The sequence below is a fragment of the Desulfopila sp. IMCC35008 genome, from assembly GCF_010646885.2.
Lineage (GTDB): Bacteria > Desulfobacterota > Desulfobulbia > Desulfobulbales > Desulfocapsaceae > Desulfopila.
On record NZ_CP050700.1, the window covers coordinates 3,465,401 to 3,487,235 of the forward strand.

22 protein-coding genes are annotated in these 21,835 nt (G+C 40.9%); 11 read left to right on the forward strand and 11 right to left on the reverse strand.

The annotated features are described in order from the left end of the window. Positions 1-386 precede the first annotated feature (386 nt). Positions 387-731, forward strand: a complete 345-nt coding sequence (locus GA520_RS15140) for a hypothetical protein (protein WP_163340240.1) — start codon at positions 387-389, stop codon at positions 729-731. 66 nt (positions 732-797) lie between these two features. Here the strand turns inward: GA520_RS15140 and GA520_RS15145 are convergent, their stop codons facing one another. The 4 genes from GA520_RS15145 to GA520_RS15160 all read right to left on the reverse strand — a co-directional run bounded on the left by GA520_RS15145 (position 798) and on the right by GA520_RS15160 (position 3,698). Then, complete coding sequence (locus GA520_RS15145; RefSeq protein WP_163340241.1) at positions 798-1,247, reverse strand: hypothetical protein; 450 nt, start codon at positions 1,245-1,247, stop codon at positions 798-800. Positions 1,248-1,553: 306 nt separating this feature from the next. Next, complete coding sequence (locus GA520_RS15150) at positions 1,554-1,988, reverse strand: hypothetical protein (RefSeq protein WP_163340242.1); 435 nt, start codon at positions 1,986-1,988, stop codon at positions 1,554-1,556. Between the two features lie 115 nt (positions 1,989-2,103). After that, positions 2,104-3,345, reverse strand: a complete 1,242-nt coding sequence (gene ltrA, locus GA520_RS15155) for a group II intron reverse transcriptase/maturase (protein ID WP_163341199.1) — start codon at positions 3,343-3,345, stop codon at positions 2,104-2,106. Between the two features lie 209 nt (positions 3,346-3,554). After that, a complete protein-coding gene (locus tag GA520_RS15160) occupies positions 3,555-3,698 on the reverse strand; it encodes a hypothetical protein (protein WP_163341203.1) in 144 nt (47 codons plus the stop codon). 298 nt (positions 3,699-3,996) lie between these two features. Between GA520_RS15160 and GA520_RS15165 the strand changes: the two genes are divergently transcribed. Next, on the forward strand, positions 3,997-5,043 hold the full coding sequence (locus GA520_RS15165) for an IS110 family transposase (RefSeq protein WP_163341219.1): 1,047 nt from the start codon (positions 3,997-3,999) through the stop codon (positions 5,041-5,043). Between the two features lie 730 nt (positions 5,044-5,773). On the opposite strand, the gene GA520_RS15170 is transcribed toward GA520_RS15165, so the two are convergent. The 4 genes from GA520_RS15170 to GA520_RS15185 form a co-directional block, all read right to left on the reverse strand. Next, on the reverse strand, positions 5,774-6,196 hold the full coding sequence (locus tag GA520_RS15170) for a GNAT family N-acetyltransferase (RefSeq protein ID WP_163341049.1): 423 nt from the start codon (positions 6,194-6,196) through the stop codon (positions 5,774-5,776). Between the two features lie 313 nt (positions 6,197-6,509). Next, on the reverse strand, positions 6,510-7,241 hold the full coding sequence (locus GA520_RS15175) for an ABC transporter substrate-binding protein (RefSeq protein ID WP_163341052.1): 732 nt from the start codon (positions 7,239-7,241) through the stop codon (positions 6,510-6,512). Between the two features lie 166 nt (positions 7,242-7,407). After that, positions 7,408-7,836 (reverse strand): DUF3592 domain-containing protein, encoded by a 429-nt coding sequence (locus GA520_RS15180; protein ID WP_163341054.1) that lies wholly within the window; start codon positions 7,834-7,836, stop codon positions 7,408-7,410. Between the two features lie 131 nt (positions 7,837-7,967). Then, on the reverse strand, positions 7,968-8,534 hold the full coding sequence (locus GA520_RS15185; protein WP_163341057.1) for a hypothetical protein: 567 nt from the start codon (positions 8,532-8,534) through the stop codon (positions 7,968-7,970). 1,526 nt (positions 8,535-10,060) lie between these two features. Between GA520_RS15185 and GA520_RS15190 the strand changes: the two genes are divergently transcribed. The 7 genes from GA520_RS15190 (at position 10,061) to GA520_RS15220 (ending at position 16,196) form a co-directional block, all read left to right on the forward strand. Then, positions 10,061-10,573 carry a hypothetical protein gene (locus GA520_RS15190; RefSeq protein ID WP_163341060.1) on the forward strand — a complete coding sequence of 171 codons (513 nt, stop codon included), beginning with the start codon at positions 10,061-10,063 and terminating at the stop codon, positions 10,571-10,573. Between the two features lie 288 nt (positions 10,574-10,861). After that, the gene (locus GA520_RS15195) at positions 10,862-11,719 is read left to right on the forward strand and encodes an SDR family oxidoreductase (protein WP_163341063.1); all 858 of its coding nucleotides are present in this window, start codon (positions 10,862-10,864) and stop codon (positions 11,717-11,719) included. A 700-nt stretch (positions 11,720-12,419) separates the two neighbouring features. Continuing rightward, positions 12,420-12,893 carry an amidohydrolase family protein gene (locus GA520_RS15200; RefSeq protein ID WP_163341066.1) on the forward strand — a complete coding sequence of 158 codons (474 nt, stop codon included), beginning with the start codon at positions 12,420-12,422 and terminating at the stop codon, positions 12,891-12,893. Then, complete coding sequence (locus GA520_RS15205) at positions 12,890-13,516, forward strand: hypothetical protein (protein ID WP_163341069.1); 627 nt, start codon at positions 12,890-12,892, stop codon at positions 13,514-13,516. Before GA520_RS15200 ends, GA520_RS15205 begins: the two co-directional genes overlap by 4 nt. Before the next feature lie 22 nt (positions 13,517-13,538). Continuing rightward, positions 13,539-14,117, forward strand: coding sequence for a class I SAM-dependent methyltransferase (locus GA520_RS15210; protein ID WP_163341071.1), 579 nt, complete (start codon positions 13,539-13,541; stop codon positions 14,115-14,117). A 67-nt stretch (positions 14,118-14,184) separates the two neighbouring features. Next, complete coding sequence (locus GA520_RS15215; RefSeq protein WP_163341074.1) at positions 14,185-14,595, forward strand: aldehyde-activating protein; 411 nt, start codon at positions 14,185-14,187, stop codon at positions 14,593-14,595. Between the two features lie 119 nt (positions 14,596-14,714). Next, positions 14,715-16,196, forward strand: coding sequence for an IS5 family transposase (locus GA520_RS15220; RefSeq protein ID WP_370362722.1), 1,482 nt, complete (start codon positions 14,715-14,717; stop codon positions 16,194-16,196). A 309-nt stretch (positions 16,197-16,505) separates the two neighbouring features. On the opposite strand, the gene GA520_RS15225 is transcribed toward GA520_RS15220, so the two are convergent. Genes GA520_RS15225 through GA520_RS15235 form a run of 3 tightly spaced genes read right to left on the reverse strand, consistent with a single transcriptional unit; the run spans position 16,506 to position 18,620 of the window. Then, entirely contained in the window at positions 16,506-17,279 is a 774-nt protein-coding gene (locus tag GA520_RS15225) for a DUF2284 domain-containing protein (protein ID WP_163340412.1), read from the reverse strand. Then, positions 17,266-18,111 carry a DUF3786 domain-containing protein gene (locus tag GA520_RS15230; RefSeq protein WP_163340413.1) on the reverse strand — a complete coding sequence of 282 codons (846 nt, stop codon included), beginning with the start codon at positions 18,109-18,111 and terminating at the stop codon, positions 17,266-17,268. Before GA520_RS15230 ends, GA520_RS15225 begins: the two co-directional genes overlap by 14 nt. Positions 18,112-18,149: 38 nt before the next feature. Next, on the reverse strand, positions 18,150-18,620 hold the full coding sequence (locus tag GA520_RS15235) for a MarR family winged helix-turn-helix transcriptional regulator (protein WP_163340414.1): 471 nt from the start codon (positions 18,618-18,620) through the stop codon (positions 18,150-18,152). 504 nt (positions 18,621-19,124) lie between these two features. On the opposite strand from GA520_RS15235, the gene GA520_RS15240 reads away from it, so the two are divergent. Together GA520_RS15240 and GA520_RS15245 are read left to right on the forward strand one after the other, a co-directional pair. After that, a complete protein-coding gene (locus GA520_RS15240) occupies positions 19,125-21,269 on the forward strand; it encodes a response regulator (RefSeq protein WP_163340415.1) in 2,145 nt (714 codons plus the stop codon). A 235-nt stretch (positions 21,270-21,504) separates the two neighbouring features. Beyond that, entirely contained in the window at positions 21,505-21,792 is a 288-nt protein-coding gene (locus tag GA520_RS15245; protein WP_163340416.1) for an integration host factor subunit alpha, read from the forward strand. Positions 21,793-21,835 lie beyond the last annotated feature (43 nt).

Sequence of the window (21,835 nt, forward strand, 5' to 3'; positions counted from 1 at the left end):
CATATTGCGTCAAGAAACAGACTGCAAAAGGAAGCCAGACAGGCACCTTGTAGCAAAAATAATATCAGAATTGCTCTTATTATGCGCACAGTCGTATAAGACGGTTATTTGCGCATAATGCGAATATGGTTGAGTTGTGAATACGTGTTTGCCATCTTATTCTATTTAGTATATACATGAAAAATAGTTATACATTTCTGTTATTTGAGACTTTTACTGGGAAGAGCTGATAATTTCTTCAAAAAGATACGATTATGTGTCAAACCAACCCATCCTGACTCACTAGTGGAGCTCCAATCCCCGAAAGGCGAAGTTCGTCTATTATACGTTATGGATAAAAAATATTAACTTCAATTAAAATTACAGGGTCTAACATAACACTAACTATGGAAAACGGTTCAATATTAATTGTCGTAATAATTGCCGCTATTGCTTGTAGAAGATCAATATACATTGGTAGTTTATGCGGAGTGATAGCTACTGTACTTTTTTTCTTTATCTTCACAACATTTGATTTAAAAACCTTTGCTATAGAGTTGTTGGTCGGCACAGTAGCAAGTGTCATTGTTTCAGCTATGGCACATGTGTTATTTCCTGGTCTAAAAGGTGGTGGTCATAATAGCGGCCCAACTTTTATTGGTGGTGGAAATCATGGAGGAATTCACGGTGGAATTGTTCATACGAATGAAGAGAGAAAGGCAAGAAGAGAAAACCAAAATAAAATTCCATAACGAATAAAAATAGATTGTGTGAGCGCAGCGAACCATAATCTATCCTTATTCATTAGACAATTTATATTAGTATAAATAACCACTTACTGAGTGTTTATTTATTATCTCAATTTGATTTGTTTTACAGAATTCATAAATGGAATCATCTTTAAAATCTAATCCAACCTCAACTTCTACGCTTTGAATCCATAGACTTGTATTGTACTTAGGTTTTTCATTTTGATGATAGCATTTTGTAAATGCTTCCAAAGGAACATATATAGTTTTCTTGAAAAAAGTATTTGGAAAAGGAACTTTCAGATACAATCCATCTTTTTGCAATGAATGTGAAATTCCTAAATATGAATGACTTCCTTTATGATTAGGACTTAAAAGAATTATATCTCTACCAGATTTGAAATTGCTAGTAGATGTATTGTCTATTGAATATTTATCAGAAATATCAGTCCATGGATCGGAGCAGCCAGAGATCATTAATATTCCAATAAAAAGCAATGCATATGATAAGTATTTCATTTTAATGTCTAACGTCCGGAGTGACTGCAATATTGCCATGATAATGGAGCGTTTGCGCTTCGATTATCATGGTAATATTGTCCAGTCGACTCCGTGGTTATCGGTTGCGCAGCACCGTTAACCACGGTGGCGGCTGGTTTCCAGGCACTCCGGACGTTATCACGGCGCGAAGCGACGTGATAACGACTGAATTAAGCCGCCGTGCCACATTCAGGTTGATATGGAATAAGAATGTGGATTGTTCCAAAAGTCATAACGCATAAAAACCCAGCGGCACGGTCAGCTTGAATGCCTTGTTCTGTGATTCTATTTCCTACTGACTTCATGGCAAGCGGAAATACATTTCCCTTTCTCAATATCAAACCCAAGAAACAACTGGGAAGGCTCTTGGGGTGCTGTTTCTGGTAATTCTTGCTTTTTTTGAACCCATTCTGAAATCTGGTTAGAAAGACATGCCTCTACCGAGTCTCGCCATGGGACGACATCTTCATCACGTAGAGCGTTGATTTCAAGCCAAAATGTAAACCCTTCACCATCACGTATTGCCGTAATAATGCCAACATGGCGATCTGTGATAAACGATAATGATTTTGTTTTGAATTGCTCAGACATAGAAATCCCTTCCATTACGATTGAGGTAAAGTGTGCATCCATACTCCGAATCAACTCCCGTAATTTCTTACGAGTTATAGGAAATGAAAAACCTTTTGGAATACCTTTTACCTTGATGGAAGCATTCATCTCTTCATATTTTTATTACGCAGAACGGTTAGTTCACCGATCGAGTAGCCCGGGGTTGTCCCTAAGCCCTCACAGAACCGTACGTGAAACTCTCGCTTCATACGGCTCTTACTGTTCAACCGCTAGAGAAAGCCATTTCCCAATGTGGGAAAAGCGTCGGCTCTCTTTTAGCAAGACGAGAAACCCATTCCCTCGCCTTCTTCAGTCTCCCATGGAATTTGCGAAATTTACGGCATGCCCAGCTGGATATCGCTGTATCTATATAGTTCAATAAAGGAAACAGTTTCCTTTTGTAATATCTACCATAATATTGTATCCAGCCTTGGATCATAGCACTATATTCTTCTGAGATGTCCTCGAGTTCCATGTGGCACATACTGATAAGTTGCCATTGGCGGATCGTCTTACGCATGCGAAGCAAGGCTTTCTTGCTTACTGCAGGAAGGAAACCTGTGAAGCGTCCTTGCCTCTGATTCACCACCTCTCTTGGACGAAACTCATAACCAAGGAAATCAAATGACACTGCCGGCCAATCCCCTGGACGATTCCATTGTTTGCAAAAGGCTATCTTCGTCTTTTGCGGATGCAGCTCAAGCTTACATTCTTCCAACCGCTTTGTTATAGCTGCTTTAAGCAGTTCTGCCTCACTTTGACTTCTTGCATGCACAACAATGTCATCCGCATATCTTTCAAATACGACATGCGGGAAATGTTTACTCATCCACACATCAAAAGCGTAGTGGAGATACAGGTTGGCCAGCAATGGACTAACCACTCCACCTTGCGGTGTGCCACGATTAACAACGAGCTCTTGCTGGCAGCCGGATTGTACCGGAGCCTTTAACCAACGCTCGATATACAGTCTGTGCCACCTTGAAGTGGTGTGATGATACACGGCTTTAAGTAACAGACCATGGTCCAGATTGTCAAAGAAACCCTTGATATCAAGGTCTAACACCCAGCCATATTTCCAACAGCGGCTTCGTGTCTGAGCAAGTGCATCAAAAGCTGATTTCCCTGGTCTATAACCATAGGAATCTGGATGAAAATGTTGATCAAGCAAAGCATCAAGTTCAAGCTTTACCACCGTCTGAGCTATGCGATCTGTGAAGGTCGGAATGCCAAGAGGACGCGTACCACCAGAGTTCTTTGGGATTTCTACTCGTTTCACAGGCGGTGGAAAATAGCTGCCTGATGACATTCTATTCCACAACCTATAGAGATTCCCCCGCAGATCCTCCTCAAAGTCCTCAAGAGTCTGACCATCTACGCCAGCACTTTTACCACCAGAGCGGACGCGTTGATACGCTTCCCAGACAAGTGATTTCGGGATACTAAATGGTTTTACCGTTGACATACGCTCTTCCCATTACTGGTTGACGTAGATCTTCAGTTGAACAGTTCAGCCCCTTCGATCCACCGCCATTACAGCGGCTTCATCTCTACTACAGGCTGATCTGCCCCTGTGCCCAGCATCGGCGAAGCTCTAACAGGTCCGCTGATCGAGCTTCACCTTACCATCTGAACGACAGGTTCCCACGTTCCTCATAAAAGCCTGCAACAGAATCATGCCATCTCTATGCCGGTCACCATGCGGGCAGTAAACAGGTTTCCCCCGCACTCATCCCAGGTCAGCTCGCGAAGCACTGGTTTTGATGACGTCTGTCTACGCTGATTTCGACACCTCATCGATGGTTCACTTGCGTTCATCTTCCTGTTGCACATCTGACTGCCACAACAGCAGCCTTTTCCTACTCGCTCACTACCATGGCTCTTTACCACAGCAGCAGTAGGTGATTTGATCCCTGATCCTGCAACTTGAGACCGAAGGGCCCTCCTTCATCTTTCATAAAGTTACGGAAGGTGGTAATTTCCTTCCTTCGTGGCACACGCGAGCTTCAGCGAGTCCAGCGAAACGCTTTGATAATAGTTATGGCCTTCCTTCAGGTGAGATAAGATTGTGGAAGTACCACCAACCACATCCCCACCACCCAAAGGAGGCCATAGCATGAAATTTTATAGCAAACAACATCAGTATTACTGTGGAATCGATCTACATGCCAGAAAAATGTATGTCTGCGTTATCAATAGCAAAGGGGAAGTTAAAGTTCACAAGAACATTAAAACAGACCCCGATGAACTGCTCTCACTCATCACGACCTTTTTAGATGACATTATCATTGGAGTAGAGTGTGTATTCTGCTGGTATTGGCTCGCTGATTTCTGTGCCCAACACAACATCCCCTTCACTCTTGGCCACGCCTTGTATATGAAGGCTATTCACGGAAGCAAGACCAAGAACGACAAAATCGACTCCTACAAGATTGCTTTACTTTTAAAAGGCGGCAATTTCCCTACAGCCTACCCCTATCCGCAGGAGTGGAGATCAACCCGTGACCTCTTAAGGCGCAGAATGTATATTTCACGCCGTTGTGGGGAGTTGGTTGCTCATATTCAAAACACCAACACTCAGTATAATCTTCCCCAGATGAAGAAAAAGTTGACCCGTAAGTTCAATCATGACGGTGTCGCTGAGCGGTTCGACGACCCTGCTGTGCGCAAAAGCGTTGAGGTCAATCTTGAGATGATCCAGGCACTCAACGGGGTGATGCGTAAACTTGAGTGGCATCTTGAAAAAACAGCAAGACAGCACGATTATCATTCCCTTTATCTGCTCCGTTCAATTCCTGGGGTCGGCCAGATACTTGCCCTGGTGATCCTTTACGAAGTCCACGACATAAAGCGCTTCCCAAGAGTCCAGGACTTTTCCTCCTATGCCAGACTCATAAGACCGACCAAAGTATCAGACGGCAAATGGGCAGGAAATTCAAACAAGAAAATCGGTAATCACCATCTCAAGTGGGCCATTAAAGAGGCAGCAATCCTCATGCTCAGGGATTCACAGCAGGCAAAATATTATGTCTCAAAACTCACCAGAAAGTACAACAAAGGAAAAGCTCTGGGGATTTATACACACAAATTGGGAAGGGCAATTTACTATCTGCTCAAGAACAAGGAGGCTTTTGATATCGATAAATTTTTTGCGGTAGCATGAGAATTGGGGAGGAGGAGCTTGTTGTCTAACTGAAACCATTTACGGTCAGTCCGGCTCTCTTTATTCCTTGTATGTGACGTTGATCACCCCCAAAGAGTGGATTAAGACCATGGAGTTCATGGGTTTTGATTGGCACTCCTCCCCTTTTCCTTTTCAGCATACAGATCGCTGACAATCGTACGATCGTGCTCTGCCCCTTATCCGAGTGACACCCTAACTGGATGTTTCTTTTAGAAACAAGCCGATAGCTTTGACTGCGCCGGAATAAGGGTTCGAAATATATTCTGAGGCTGTCTGAAGACAGCACCCTGGTTGTCAAAGAGCAGTGTGGCAAATCAGGTAATCCCTATAGATGTTTGGTGCAGACGCTTACGGCGCTGAAACCCACGATTGAAGACAAAAGTTGGAGCAAACGAGTTCGTTGTCAAAAGATCTGATACTTCGTTGGTTAATCGGTTAATTGTGACCTTTTTTCGCTTCAATGGTGAATATTATCTCTTGACATCGGAAGGCCATATAGATGTGGCAAATCAGGTAATCCCTATAGATGTTTGGTGCAGACGCTTACGGCGCTGAAACCCACGATTGAAGACAAAAGTTGGAGCAAACGAGTTCGTTGTCAAAAGATCTGATACTTCGTTGGTTAATCGGTTAATTGTGACCTTTTTTCGCTTCAATGGTGAATATTATCTCTTGACATCGGAAGGCCATATAGATGTTATCTGGAGTATTATTTTATGTTTTTAGATATTACTCTCAATTCCTCTCTATAACTCCAGCCGCACTTTTCCCAGAACTGTTTCCCAGATTTATTGTTAGTGAATATGAATAGATGGCATTTAGTTATACCTATATCTTTTAATTTTTCGATACCTGCTTCTACTAAGCCTTTACCTATGCCTCTTTTACGAAATTTTGGCGACACAGCTAAATGATGGATGTAACCTCGCCTCCCATCGTTACCGACTAATATTGCACCAACAATTTCACTGTCTAGTTCTGCAATTAAGCTTAGATCTTGGTTGCTATTTAGAAATTTATGAATGTTTTCTTTTGAATCGGCCTCGCTTAACCCAATGCCATCACATTCTTTCCATAGAGCAAGGACTTCGTCGTAATGTTTTGGTTCGAATGTATTAAGTGTTGTTTTCATCTTTACAGATAACGTTAAGCTAACCGGCGCAAAAGGTTGGAGCGACCGCTAGGGAGCGGAAACCTTTTGCGTCCGAGTTCAGCGCCGGGTTAGCCCATTTCCATTTATTATGCATAATTGCTTCAATGATTTCTAATAAGCACCTCATCATATATTTTGTGCCATTTTCAATAAAGACAATGCATGTTAATTCAAGTAATCACACATTACAATTTTGGAACAAAATATTTGCTGAAGTATTTAATGCAAATAGAAATTTGCAACAGTGTTCTTACAAAGCTATTCTGAAAACAATCTTGTTTATTTTGCACATTTATTTGCTGTATTTATTTATTATTTCTTGAATTATTCCGTTTTTATGAAGACGTTCCGTTGCGGCTTTTAGTGCCTCTGTTTTTTTCTTGTCTGCCGATTTGAGTGAATACTGCATATATGCGTTTTTTGTGTTCAAAATAAGAGCTTTGCCAAACATATCTTTTGAATAGCCCATTCTTTTTTCAGTAAACAGAAGTCCCATGCTAGGACCGATCATTGCATCTAATCTTCCGCTGATAACCATTTGTATACTTTGTTCGTAACCATTTGTTTGATATTTCTGTATATTTTTGTCTGCTGTGAAGGCAGTATCATATTTTGCATTTCGGACTGTTGCAACTGTTTTGCCATGCAGGTCGCTGAGAAATTTGAAATCAGTTCCTTTTCTTCCAATTACAACATTTTCCAAAGGCAGTATAAAAGCAACTTTCAATGCAATTTTATCATGTTTACTGCTCTCAAGAAAAATTCCGCAGTCTTTGGCTCCCATTTCAAGTTCATTTATTAAACGGGGAAAAGGAACAATTATGTTTGTGTATGAAAAACCTGCTTCTTCAGCAATTTTGTTGGAAATTTCATATAAAACTCCGGTGCTTTTCCCGTCTTCTGCAAAAAAACCGAAAGGCGGCATTTCAACTGTGGCAATTCTAACCGATTCCGAAAAGGCAAAATCGGGTATAAATATTAATAAGAACAGAATAAAAAAACATGATAATTTCGTAATAATCATACCTCCTTTGATGGACTTATATCAAAAAATTATGTTTAATATGGGCTAACGTTAAGCTCAGTGGTTTGAGGATTTAAAGCAAAATATTCAGCTAAAATGGGAAATATTTAGCACCTCTTCATTTTCAAAAAGCCTCCAACCTTAGCAAATCCACTGGAGCGTCTGGTTATCTAATTTTTTTATATTTTAAATACAGTAATGCTATACCGATAAATAGAATTGATACTGGAGTTACCCATACGATGAACCAATGATTCAAAAAAGATATTTTGGGATTCTTTTTATTATAAATAATTGGCACCTTATCTCCAACTCTACGGGATAGAAAGCGATTAGCAAAACCGACTATACAATTATGACGACAACCTGATTCATCATAAAAATGAACATCTGAATAATAGACTGTCCTTTCCGTGCTAGGTGCCCTACCACCGCCTGCTGAACTAGCAACTTTGTAATTCTGAACTCCTGAGATTTCGCCCAAGGTTTTAATTGAGTTTTTAATAAACACTATTCTATTAATTAATGAAAAAATACCAATGCTTACCAATATCTCAGGAAGAAATAAAAAGGTATAAATGATTATATTTTCCATTTTTAGATAACGTTGAAATCACCGGCAACCGACGTTAGGCAACTAAAGCTGAATCTTATATGAATTTTCTTTTGCCGATTCGTATTGCATTACCGCAAGCTTAAGGTTGTCCGGTGGAATGCCTGGTTGTGTTAAATATTATCGTTTAATACTTTGGAGATATTAATAATTTTCATCTCCTCATCGAAGGATGAATTGTCTGATTTTGCATAGTCAAGAAGCATATGAGTAATCTTGATTAAAGTTTCAATATTCTCACCTCCTTGACCAGTGGTCATCGCACAAACACCCAAACCCGCAGAAAAAATATAGTTTGATCCATCAAGCACATCAAATAGATTACCAGGTGGATATTTTGATTTCATAACCATTTTCCACATAGTTTCATTTATAGCGTCATAAAGATCTTTTGAAACTTGCTTAGATTTTTTTGTTACTTGAATTTTGTTTATATCTGGGAAATTTGGATCTTTCTCTTGTTGCTTTGAGTTTTGTAAAGATACCCACACTGATTCATTTGGGATTACATTTAGCAAATTATAAACTTCACCATCTTGGTAAATAGAAAGATACTCTTCTTTTTGGAAAGAAGGCATAACCAAAATTCTAGTAAAATAACCTAAGTTATCAACGTTTTTTTCGAGGAAAAAGTAGCGCTTAAGATAAGTATTGTATTCATCAAGGAATTGAAATCCCATAAGGCCATCTGCGCAGGGACGTAAATGATCAGAACTTTCTTGAGATAAACAAGGACTGTGAAAGCTCAAAAAAGCCACTAATGATATTTGAATTAGGAATTTTATCATTTTTTAGAAACATAACGTCCGGAGTGACTGGCAATATTGCCATGATAATGGAGCGTTTGCGCTTCGATTATCATGGTAATATTGTCCAGTCGACTCCGTGGTTATCGGTTGCGCAGCACCGTTAACCACGGTGGCGGCTGGTTTCCAGGCACTCCGGACATGATTTTCGGTATAGCTTATCGTCTGGAATGTCAGTTCCAGAATTCGAATAATTCTACCACAGGTCTGCTAAGTACAACATAAAAAAGAAAAAATAATCGAAGAAGTCCGGGAAGTATTGTGAATAAAGCATTATTCTATTCACACTGAGCGTTCTTACTGTGACTGGATTAAGAAGAAGTTCATTCTCTATCATCACATGCAGATATATAGGCAATATTCTTACGGCCTGTTACTCCATTCCTGCACTACCCTGATTTCTGATTATGCTCACCGAACCCGCAACCTTTTAAAGTGGTATGGTGACCGATATTCATTCATAATCGTGTAAGTGACAATGAATCTCAAAAAGAATAGATAACCCTGTGGGTTTGATGATGCACAAAAAAGACATCTCTCGATTCGAATCCCCTTTACCATGCCAAACGCGTATCAGACCTGTATCACAACAAACATATACAACAATCTCACTTCACGATAGGCCCCTCAGTAGGCTTTCTATCTTTCTACTGCTGCTAATCTAAATATCGAATCATACTTAACTGCCTATAGAAACGGCATTTAACTTGCTGATGATTCCTGCATTTCGATTTCCCAAGATGTAGGCCGCGGGTTCGACCCCCGTTTCCCGCTCCAGTAGATTCAAGGGCTCGCGACACATCGTGAGCCCTTTTTCTTTTCCCCAATCCCACGAAATCCCAGAATTTTGTGAATTTCTTTTGGTACCCTATTGTGGTATAAAAAAGAAAGAGACAGGGTGCCAATTCAATGCAAAACTAAAACTCCTCCTCTCACCTTTGACAGTAACTCTCGCATAATTTTCCTGCAAGACCCGACCTTCCCCATAATCCTTCACTGATTACATTCGCACATTCGACATGTTAGTAAAACAGAAATGATTAGCTAGGTATTATGCGGCTGCTGTATTGCCGGGGAATATCCGTATTATACATCACTATTAGCTGAAGAATTTCAAAATAATAACTATTTATTGGAGCTATTTGATAATGGAAATTCGTATTATACTGTAGCGCTATAACATGGGTATATGCGTGTTTTCATGCAGGCACATTATCCCAATGCTTTCTCCTTGTGGAAGGAAGTTGAATAAAGTATGTTACCAATTGTAATGCTATATCAGTCACATGCGTTTTCAACGGTTATATTGTGTGTAAACTGAAAATCGAATGTCAAATCATATATACAAATACAACACTATCACTTTGATGCATCATATTAAACGTTAGCTTAAAAGAAAAATGGATGTTCATTCACTTCAAGAAAAGTATTTTTATTACAAATACTTCTTTCATCCTATCTCTGAGTGTATAGACTGGGCGGTCAACTGTTTAGAAAGAAATCAGGATAATGGAGATATTGATATTTCATGCTTGGCTGGTGCTGTAAATGAAACTGAAGCCGAAGAACATTGCCTAAACATAATTAAAAGTTATAGCCCAAACAGTGAATTTGACAAAGAGCTGTTTTTAGGAAAGTACATATGTCAATTACATAAAGAATTTTATCTTAAATCTTTCGATATTCTTGCATTAGAACTAAAGCTTTGGCGTTTATTTTATGATTTTGATGAACCAGATTGGTTATTCATGCTTTGCCGAAATTGTGAATATTCAACCGATATGCCAGTATTCGAGATACCATTTCAAAATGAATTTGAATATATTGTGCAACTTTGGAAGGAAGTAAAATCATCAAAAGAGTTCAATAGCAGATACGACCCTAAGATCTCAGAAACAAATGATATCAGCTAACAAGTCGTTCAACATCGCTCCGTTGCACTCCGCTTGGACGCGCAAACAGCGCGCTCCCAGTTAACTCAACGTTGAGCCTCTAGAAAAAGTGTTTTTTCCTGTTTTAAGTATTGATTTTGTTGCATATTATAACCTTAGTCCTGAGAATTGCATGTAAAACACCGCTCAACCATGCCGAAAGTGCCGTTAAATAATCGAATTAGCAGATAAACATAGGGGAATCGTCAAAATTCTGCAAACGACGACCTTTTCCTACTGACTCGTTATGCATGATGTGTTGAGGACAATATGAAAAGAATTTTATTGGCAGGATCAACGGGTTACTTGGGAGTCTATATTGCAAAGGAGCTGCAACAACGGTCCTGTTTTTTTAGGGCTATTGCTCGAAACCCAGAAAAATTGAAGAAAAACAATATTGAAGTCAATGAAATGCTTAAGGCTGAACTGACTGATCCAGATTCCATTAAAGAGTGCTGTAAAGGTATTGATATTGTTATTTCAACTGTTGGTATTACACAACAAAAAGATGGTCTTACCTATATGGATGTAGATTATCAAGCCAACATGAATTTGCTGAAAGAAGCCCAAAAAAGTGGAGTTAAGAAATTTATTTATGTTTCAGTCCTCAATGGTAAAAAGCTACGTAATTTAAAAATATGCGAGGCAAAAGAGCTGTTTGTCGAGCAGTTGAAACAGTCAGAGATAGATTATTGTATTGTTCGTCCAAATGGGTTTTTCTCTGATATGTCAGAATTTTTCAATATGGCAAAAAAAGGGAGAATATATCTTTTCGGAAAAGGAAAGTTGAAAGCGAATCCTATCCATGGTGAAGATTTGGCAACTTTTTGCGTAGATGCTATCGACAAGCCTGATAAAGAAGTTGAAATAGGTGGCCCCGAAACTCTAACTCAAAATGAGATTGCATCAATAGCCTTTGATATTTTGGGTACTAGACCGAAAATTACTTATATTCCAGATTGGATAAGGATTGCTATCCTCAAACTGGTCCGGCTACTTACTGGAAGCAAGGTTTATGGTCCAGTTGAGTTCTTTATGACAGTCATGGCAATGGATATGCTTGCCCCTGAATATGGTAAACACAAGTTGAAGGAATACTTTACTCATTTAAATAGTCCAAATGCATAATTTCGCTCATCAGCCGCGTGGCTTTTTGCGTCGGCTGATGAGCGAAACTATATTCAAAAACACAAAGTATGGAGGTTATTTATTTTTACTAATACCGAGGATCTATTAATTTTATTTGCAATACTTATCCCCCTATTGTTACTAGCATAAATTCACTTTGGTTATGAAATATAAGACAAAATATAATCTGATTACCCCTCTTCCTCAGCCACTTTTCCTTGGCACATAGGAGATCTCTCGGGGTGAACACACGTCTTTCGGTACGTGAACGCCGAGTATACATTTCTGACCCTTAAACGATGGATAGAGGACTTAATCATATGTCGAAGTCTACGCTATCTGTGGACTCGTCCCGACCAGACCCGCCTGACTCGTTTCCTGTACGTCGTCCCGTACCTTCGCACTGCTTTGCTGTAGCAAAACTGCTGCCTTCAGAACTGCCGTTACCGGCAGCCCCTTGCAATAACGCTACGCCCTTCCCCTCCATCAGGCCTGGCCTGAGACTTGCCTAACCAACTGGAATCATGTATCGTTAGACTCACCATTAAGAGCGTATGCCGTGCCCGGCACTCAACAAATCCATAAACTCGGACAGGATCCTAGCATGGCAGAGAGCTATAGCTGCCAAAGGAATGCGAATTATGATTCAACAACTTTATAGGATTTTACTCCCGTTGTTTTTTTCTTTGCAACGACCTCTGTGTCTTTCGCCAAAGACTATGATCTTGTTATTCTGAACGGCCGTGTCATGGACCCGGAGACCATGTATGATTCAGTCACCAACGTGGGTGTAAAAAACGGACGGATAGAAGTCATCACAAAAGATAATATAACCGGTGCCGAAAAGATCGACGCAAAGGGCCTCGTAGTTGCTCCCGGTTTCATTGACACCCACGCCCATGGCGTAGATCCCTTCACCATTAAGATGGTTCTGCGGGATGGGGTGACTACCGCCATGGATCTTGAAGCCGGTGCGTGTCATGTGGGAGACTGGTATGAAAAAAAGGCTAAAGAAGGATGGCAGGTCAATTATGGCACAACATCCAGCCATGCGTTGAACCGAATGATTGTACATGATCCGGAAACGGCCATTGACGAGCCCGTAGATATGGCTAATGCGGCCCATTACATGCATGCCGCAGGTGAAGACGGCGTTGCGGGCTGGGGGCCATGATCAAAGACACTGTCGAAACGATGAACAAGGTGTCACGCTTGCTTGATGAAGACATGCGGCAGGGGGCCCTTGGTCTTGCTGCGATTCCTGCCTACATGGCCAGGGGATTGACAACCTATGCATTTTTCGAGGCCCAGCGTGCGGCAGCCCGTTATGGACGTCTTACTGCCGTGCATACCCGTTTTCACCTTTCGTCCGAGCCGCCCACAGAAGCCGCCCTCGGTTTTGGTGAAGTATTTACCAATGCATATCTTCTCGATGCGCCGCTGCTGGTGCAACACAACAACGATTACGGATGGTGGGAAATAGAAGAAAAACTTCAGCTCGCCCGGGCCAAGGGCCTTAACATGTGGTCCGAGCATTATCCATACGCTTCAGGCGGAACCGTTATTTCTGCAGATTTTCTCCGCCCTGAAGTATGGGAAGACATTCAGGGTAATCGTTACGAGGAGACCATCTTTGACCCCAAAACAGACAGCTTTTTCAATCGCGAGACGTTTAAGGAGACTGTTGCCAGTGACCCTAGCCGGAACATCGTAATATTTATGCCATGGCGGGAGGAGTGGATCAAGTACTGGCTCACCATGCCACACATGGCAGTGGCCAGTGATGGCCTGATGTAAACGTTAAGTTGACAAAAATATTATGAGTATATACGACAAGGTTGGTTCAACGTATGATTCAATGCGAAGTAATATTGGGATTAAAGACATTCTCAACGTAGTTGATATATTGGGAAAGGAAATAAAAGTACTGGATCTTGGTTGTGGTACCGGACACCCAATTGCAAAAGTTGTGTCACCAATTGTGAAAGAATATATTGGGGTTGATAAGAGTCAACCAATGCTGGATGCGTATTCGAAAAATGTCAAAGACGGAGAATACATGCTTTTAAACATGACTGATATCGGTCAAATTCCCGGAAAATGGGAATTTATTTTCAGTTGGGGCGCAATTTGCCACTTACCTATTAAGCAACAGAAAAAAGTCATGAAACATGTGAGCAAATTGTTGAAGCCGGAAGGTCGTTTTCTATTTACCGGTGGAAAGGAAATAGACGAATGTACTGGAAAGATTGGGGAGTACACAGTTAACCACTATAGTATTGGGGAAAAAGCATATAAAGAATTTCTATCAGAACTGAATATGGATTTGATTAGTGCAAGTTTTAGTGAAGGGAACAATTATGTTTATGTTTTCAAAAAAAAGAAAATTTGCACTTAAGCAGTTATTCCAGCGGACCCATAAAACCTTGGGCCGCTGAATTTAACGTTCGATTTTGGAGACACATATGCATTATTCAAGCTTTTGCAGATGCGGGCAAATTCAGGTAAACCTCTCTCTTCCCAAGCCCATTGACACCTATGCACCACGAGCATGTGATTGTGATTTCTGCACCTCACGAAGTGCTTCATACTTATCAGACCCAGATGGAATGCTTCAAATTACAAAGGCTGAAGAGCTTGAACAGTTAAAGCAAGGGTCTGGACAAGCCATCTTCTGGCAGTGCAAATCTTGCCATGATCTCATCGGAGTAACTCATGAGTTTAAAAATGGCATCCAAGGCACTGTTAATGCAAACTTGTTTGCTGAGGGTCATGAACTGCAAAGTTCTATTGCGGTTTCTCCCAAAACTCTATCTCCTGAAATAAAACGTGAACGCTGGAGAGAGGTTTGGATGAAAGTCAAGTTCACTCCATAATAATTCTTTACATAGATTCTCCTTAGAAATAGATAACCGACTGTAATTGCAAGCATACCTTCCTTGTATCTGGTATAATATGTAGAAGTTCAACGACATATACCTCAAAAGGCTTGCACATGATTCGATATACGAGCAGTAAGCAACTCAGTTTGGATGGATTCAGCCTCCCCTTTGGTGGTTCGCTGAATCCGCAAAACCGGTGGGTGAAATGGAGCGAAGTTATCCCATGGGATGACCTGGCTACATGCTATTACAAGACTATGAATCCGGGAAAGGGGCGACCTGGTAAAGATGCGCGACTGGTGATAGGGGCAATGATCATCAAACATAAGCTGACTCTGAGTGACGAGGAGACGGTTATGCAGATCCAGGAAAACCCGTACCTCCAGTACTTTGTAGGCTTCAGCAGTTATGTGGATAAGCCACCGTTTGCGGCCAGCTTGTTTGTAGATATCCGAAAACGGATGGGGTCTGAAGTGTTTGCCGGATTTGAACAAGTTATCCTCGAAAAGATAGGTAAGCCCCGTCGTACAGGAAAAGCGAAAGAGGAAAATCGAGGGAAACTGCTTCTCGATGCCACAGTTGCGGAGCAGGCGATTCGTTACCCGACCGATCTGAGCTTACTCAATGAGGCTCGCGAGATTTCCGAGAAGCTGATCGATGAACTGTATGCTCTGAGTGACTACACTAAGAAGCCGAGGACCTATCGCCGTAAAGCGAGAAAACAGTATCTGAAGATTGCCAAAAACAAAAAGCCAAGCGTGAAGGTTCGCCGTCGCGCGCTGCGTGAGCAATTGCAGTACCTGAGGCGAAACTTAAAGCACATATCGTCCCTGCTTGACTCTTTGGGAAGCGCTCCTTTTCCCTTACCGCATGGCCTGCAACGGCAATACTGGATCATTCAGCATTTGTATTCGCAGCAGGACGGAATGTACAGAAACCGGCAAAACAGGTGTGATGACAGAATCGTATCCATATCTCAACCCCATGTTCGTCCGATAGTGCGCGGCAAGGCAAGCAAGAAAACTGAATTCGGCGCCAAGATCAGTGTCAGTATGAAAGACGGCCTGGCGTTTGTTGACCATATCGGTTGGGATGCGTTCAATGAGAGTAAGGATTTGAAAAAGCAGGTGGAGGATTATCGACAGCGGTTTGGTCATTACCCAGAGGTTGTTCTGGCTGATCAGTTATATGGCTCGCGAGATAACCGAAAGTACCTCAAGGAAAAAGGAATTCGCTTTGGCGGTAAAGCACTTGGCCGTCCCCCAAAGCAATCGGCAGAGAATACAGAAAAGATTCGAAAAATGAAGCAACAGCGAATCCAGGACAGTCGGGAACGAATCCCGATTGAAGGTAAGTTCGGGCAAGGTAAAAACGGCTACCGACTCAACTATATCCGAGCCAAGCTGCAAAAGACCTCAGAAGCATGGATCAACTGTATCTTCTTGGTGATGAACCTCATGGTTCTGCTCAAGAAGTTGAGTAAAAATCTTGCGCTATCGTTGTTGGCTCTACTTTTCAGACTCTGTACCAAGGTTTTAGCTGTTGCTTTCGGCAATTTCTCCATGCGGATCACTGCCGGGCTCGTTGCCGCGTAATATGGACGGTGTTTTTCTGAGGAGGCTCTACATAATCATGCATTTCATTTTCACTCAGCTTCGCTCAATTGGTCTCGCTGAATCTTGCCTGCCAACCTCACGTCGCAAAGTGCCCCGGATGTGTATCGACACACTCAGCGGACCGCGTATGTATCGACCAGTCGGTAGTTCAAATCTTCTCACTTCCAATACTGCTAAGATATAAAAGCTACCGACTCACATAAAAAAGACCAACCGTTACTTCATACAACATAACAATGGTGACGGCATAATTTCAGCCAACCGTGAAGATTGGGTGAGATGTTACAGTTAGCCAATGAGTACCAATCCGTAATGTGAACTTGTAGGTGCAAAAGAATTATTGCTCTTTTTAAACCAGCCAGCATTTTTAAGAAGATGGTTCATGTTGATCCCATATCCTGAAACCGATGGTCGAGATAGGTCTGGATGTCGACATATACCATCGCCGTTCAGAAAGTTGCAGTAAGAATGTTCTGAGCATTGAATGTTTTTACATGAGCCGCCTGCAAATGCAGTTGATTGCACTAGCCCTTTCTCATGGGCGGCTCGTTCGATTTGTATAACAATAAAATGCAGAAGTTTACTTATTTCTTTGCGCTTATCGGAATACATCTGCTCTTGCGGAACCTCAATCTCTACCATGATCGCTTGAGATGTTTTATGTATGTTATTCTTTAACCAATCAGGTCCTCTCACATGTGGTGGACAAGTTGGAGATGACCCATAATTGGGACATTTGGTTTCCCGACAGAGATCTGCTATTTGATTATCAATTTGAATATGATCAGCATCAAGTATTGTTACAGCACTACTCCCAAAGTCCATTGCTAATTCTAAAAGCTCATCAATAGGGTTAGCCTTCGATTCAAACGTCTTTGGGTCTGGTTTTTTGACCGAGGGATCAGGATTAAAAACAACTGTTCCGCATTGAGTACATCGACACTTCAATTCATCTGACCAGATCTCAACGATAGCATTGCACTGAGGGCAATCAAACTCGATTGGGAAGGTTGATAAGGTCTTATCCATACCAGGGCATTTTAATGTGTCATTTAATCCCATTTGATCTAATCCTTTGCGAAGGCTGATTTGAACTATGAACCATTGATAATCGCTCCAACATTAACGCAAACCCGACTCCGAGGGTATAAAGGCCGTCCATACCGATGTTGGACTCTGCGGTATCATCAAAAAACAGTTTAAGCGAAGATTCCATACCGTCTTCAGGTTGCCAATAACATATTAGCATAGGGACCAAAGGCAGTGGATAGAGGATAACAGCAACATCAGACTCATATTGGTCAACCACTTCTTCAGCCTTAAACATACCCACCAGGTCAGAAAAGAGATCCGGGTATTTGTCGGCCGTACCTTTAAGTATATTTTCACACTGTTGACCGAAAAGTCGATACCAGTCTTTACCATTTGGCAGCTCACGAAGTGGGACCCAGTTGTGGCTAAGGGGTACTCCTTTTGAATAGATAAGGTAGTTAAGAACCGACTTGAGAATCCAGCCGTTTACATGGATATTGGTCGTCACTTTACTTCGTCGGTCAATGCTGAAACGTTTTCCACAGATAGGAATAGTTATAACCCCGTCTTCGCATTCAGCCTTTACCGTTTTGGCTCTCTCTTCCATATCAAGTGAAAGAAGTCCCGTTTGCAGTTTCCTTATAACAGCATAGAACTCTTCCTCAATAGGGTTGATACCTTTCTTACTTCCTCCAAATTGCTGCAATTTATCCTGGGGGACATAAGTACAAGCAGATAACCCAACCTTGCCGGTAAATACGGCTCCTGCAAATGCAAGACAAGTACTCTGACCGCATTCTTTACAATTGGTTTTAGGAAGGATCTGAAATATCTCCATAGCGTTTTTGAAATTTTTCCCCATAAAGCACTCCCTGAGATAATCACATTTAAAACATATACTTATTGAGACTCCATATAGCTAAATGATTGACCTGTTTTTTTCAGTAGTTCTAGTATATCGAGAAGTTCTCTATCCGATAGAGAAGTCATCAAATCTGCGGATGAGTGGTTAAAAGACTGGAGACAATCTTTCCAGATTTCAATTCCTTTAACGGTTTCAATAAGCAGAGTTGAGCGTCGATCTGCGGGAGCAACCGACACACTGATTAATTCTTTATCCTGCAATGTCTTTATAATTTTAGAAATATTGGATTTCTCAAAGAGGAGCCTGTTACATAATTCTTTCTGGCTGAGAGGACCTTTCAGGATTATTTCATTAATTACAAGAAATTGATTTGTGTTCAGGTTGAATTGTTGGCAGACCTGACCCAACTTTCTTTGTAGAAACAAGCCGTTCTTTATCAATGACATAACAAGCTGTGTTTCAATATTTTTACTTTTTTGTACTTCTCTTTGTTTTTCTGAATCCATTCTTTCCCCCAGGTTAGTTTCCATTTCAACTAATACACATAAACAGTTTCCATGTCAACTATATCTGCATAATACGATTTGAAATTGGTGATAACGAGGTCAAAGAAAAAGTAAGGTCGAGTAGTTTCCACAGGAAGGGTGGAGAAATATTTTGGGGAATTCTGTGTGGGGTATTCTGGTTAACTCTCCCAGTCTCACAATCAGAGAAAAGTTGCTCCATCAGCCTTGATGCACCTGGAGCGGTAAAATTACTTTTCTTTTAGCATAAATGGTGAGTGTGCAGGGGAGAACGATCAATAGTAGGCTGAACTTTTTAGTAGTTGCTTTTGAGCAAAAAATAGAATGTATTAAAAAATATTGGGTTGCCACTAAAGTTCAGCTTATTTCACGCAGGATTACTTGCTTTAGATTAGCAACAACCAGAAAAAATAATATCATTACTTCCCTTGAATGATTTATACGGAAAAAGCAATTTAACTCTATCAATATCAATAAGTTTCAACTATGAATAACGATTTGGACAAGATATTATCTCCGACCCTCTGTTCAGCTAACCCACCTAACAAAAGGAAAGGTTCCTTATCTTTAGGAAGAGCCGAGCAGCTCAACCAAACCCTCTTTAAAATTTCGAATGCAGTCAGGAATTCGAAGGATCTTGGCGAGTTATACGGATCAATTCATCATATTCTTGGTGAAATCATGGATCTGACGAACTTCTTTATTGCCTTATATCATAAAGAAAACGAACAGATTAGCTTTCCATACTATAGAGATATCTACGATGATGATGATGTCTATTGTGACGAGCTTCAACTCGACAATTGCCTAACCGGTGGTGTCATTCAAAATGCCACTCCTGTTTTTTTGAGGAAAAATGAACTCGAAAAGAGACGTGACTCAAAAACACTTATTGGAACAGTTCCAGAGCTGTGGCTAGGTGTTCCATTGAAGATAAAAGATGAAGTAATCGGCGTTATGGCCACATTGAGTTATCATGATGCCGAACTTTTTGACAAAATGGATTTAAATACCCTTATTTCAGTCTCTGACCAAATAGCCTTGGCCATTGAACGTAAACAGTATGAGCAGGCGTTGATTTCTTCCGAAAAAAAATACCGTACCATTCTTGAAACTATGGTTGAGGGTTATTTTGAGCAAGATCAAGACGGCATAATAACAATGGCTAACCCTGCAATGTGCAGGATGCTGGATAAGCCATTAGAAAAAGTTGTTGGCACCAGTTTTACGGAGTTTTTAGAGAATTTAGAAACAAACACGATTACTGATGAATTTCAGGATATTTATAACTCACAAAAAACTACCCTCCATATAGAGTTTGAAGTCATTCTATCTAACGGTTCAAATCGATACCTGGAAGGGACATTTTCCTCAATTCTGAATGACAACAATGCTCTTACCGGCATAAAAGGAATTGTCCGAGATATCACTGAAAAAAAGAAAACTGAGCAAACACAGAAAACTCTTGAGGAAAAACTTCAACAGTCCCAGCGGCTTGAATCTCTCGGTACTCTTGCCGGTGGCGTAGCCCACGATTTCAACAATCTACTTATGGGAATCCAGGGGCGTATATCCATCATTCAGGCAGGTCTTGAAGAGCAGCATCCTCATTTTACTCAACTTGAACTGATGGAGAGCTATATTCAAAAAGCATCAAATCTAACTTCTCAGTTACTTGGCTTTGCACGAGGTGGAAAATATGAACTCAAAGCGGTCAGTATAAATCTTGTTATCAAGAATAGTGTTGAGATTGTGAAACCTGCAAAAAAAGCAATCGAGATTAGAACTGTTTTTAAAGATAACCTCAGTGTAGTTGAAGTTGATGAAAACCAAATGGAGCAGGTGTTCGTAAACTTGCTGTTAAATGCATCAAACGCCATGGACCAGGGAGGCACTATAACTATAACAAGCGAGAAAATAATGGTCGATTCAAAGACCGCAGAGGTCAAAACCATTAAACCTGGATACTACGTTCGAGTTGCTGTTAACGACACTGGCAAAGGTATTAGTGAAGATGATATAGAAAAAGTGTTTGATCCGTTTTTTACTACTAATTCTTTGGGGGGAAGTACAGGTTTGGGGCTCGCCATGGTGTATGGAATCATTGAAAATCACCACGGTTTTATCTCTGTTGAGAGTAGGATCAACGAGGGTACATGCTTTACCATCCTACTACCATGCTCACAGAAAGAAATATTTTCTGAAGAAAAACCATCTCCAGAAACACAAAAAGGTACAGACACAATTCTCTTGGTTGATGATGAGCCCATGATTATTGAGGTGGGAAAAGAAATGATTTCCATGCTTGGCTATGATGTTATAACTGCTTCATCAGGCATGGAGGCTTTAGAAATTGCTGGAACCGAGAATAAACGAATTGATCTGTTTATTGTTGATATGATAATGCCTCAAATGAATGGTGGAGAACTCTTTGATAAGCTGAAAAATTTTGATCCCAATGTCAAAATTATACTCTCAAGTGGTTACAGTATCGATGGAGAAGCTCGGGAAATTATAAACCGTGGATGCCAAGGATTTATTCAGAAACCATTCACATTGTCTCAATTAGGAGAAAAGATCAGGGATGTTTTGGGATCTGACCAGGAAGCTGTCCCAGAAGTAGTTATGTAAAAACAGATAAATAAAGGCCAGCAGAACTTCTTGCAGTGTAATGAAAGTGCGAATGAACATACAAAAACAAGGAGGTCCTGGATGCTTCGGTGTTCGGTCGTTTTTGTTTCTAGATGATTATGTAAATTTAATACCTTACCAAATACTTACTGGAAATACCGGTGCTCTCGTTGTTAAATATCTATGTCTCATTGGGTTTATTCAATTTTCTTCTCAAAAATAGGAGCATGGGAAAATGACACTAACGAAAGCTGATCTCGTTGAAGCTGTTTACAAAGAGCATAGCACTATGACAAAAAAAGCAGCAGTTGATGCTGTGGAAACGTTCCTCCGACTATCAAAAGGAGCTCTCATTGATGGCTCTGATCTACTACTTAGTGGTTTCGGCAAATTCAATGTGAAGGACAAAAAAGAAAGAAAGGGGCGCAATCCCCAGACCGGTGATAGTCTCATGCTTGAGAAGAGAAGAGTTATTACGTTTAAGCCTTCTGGCATTTTAAGAGACAAGATTAACGCTTCTTGATCAGATCTGCCACTCTGAAAACCGGACGCCTGCAACCAGGTTA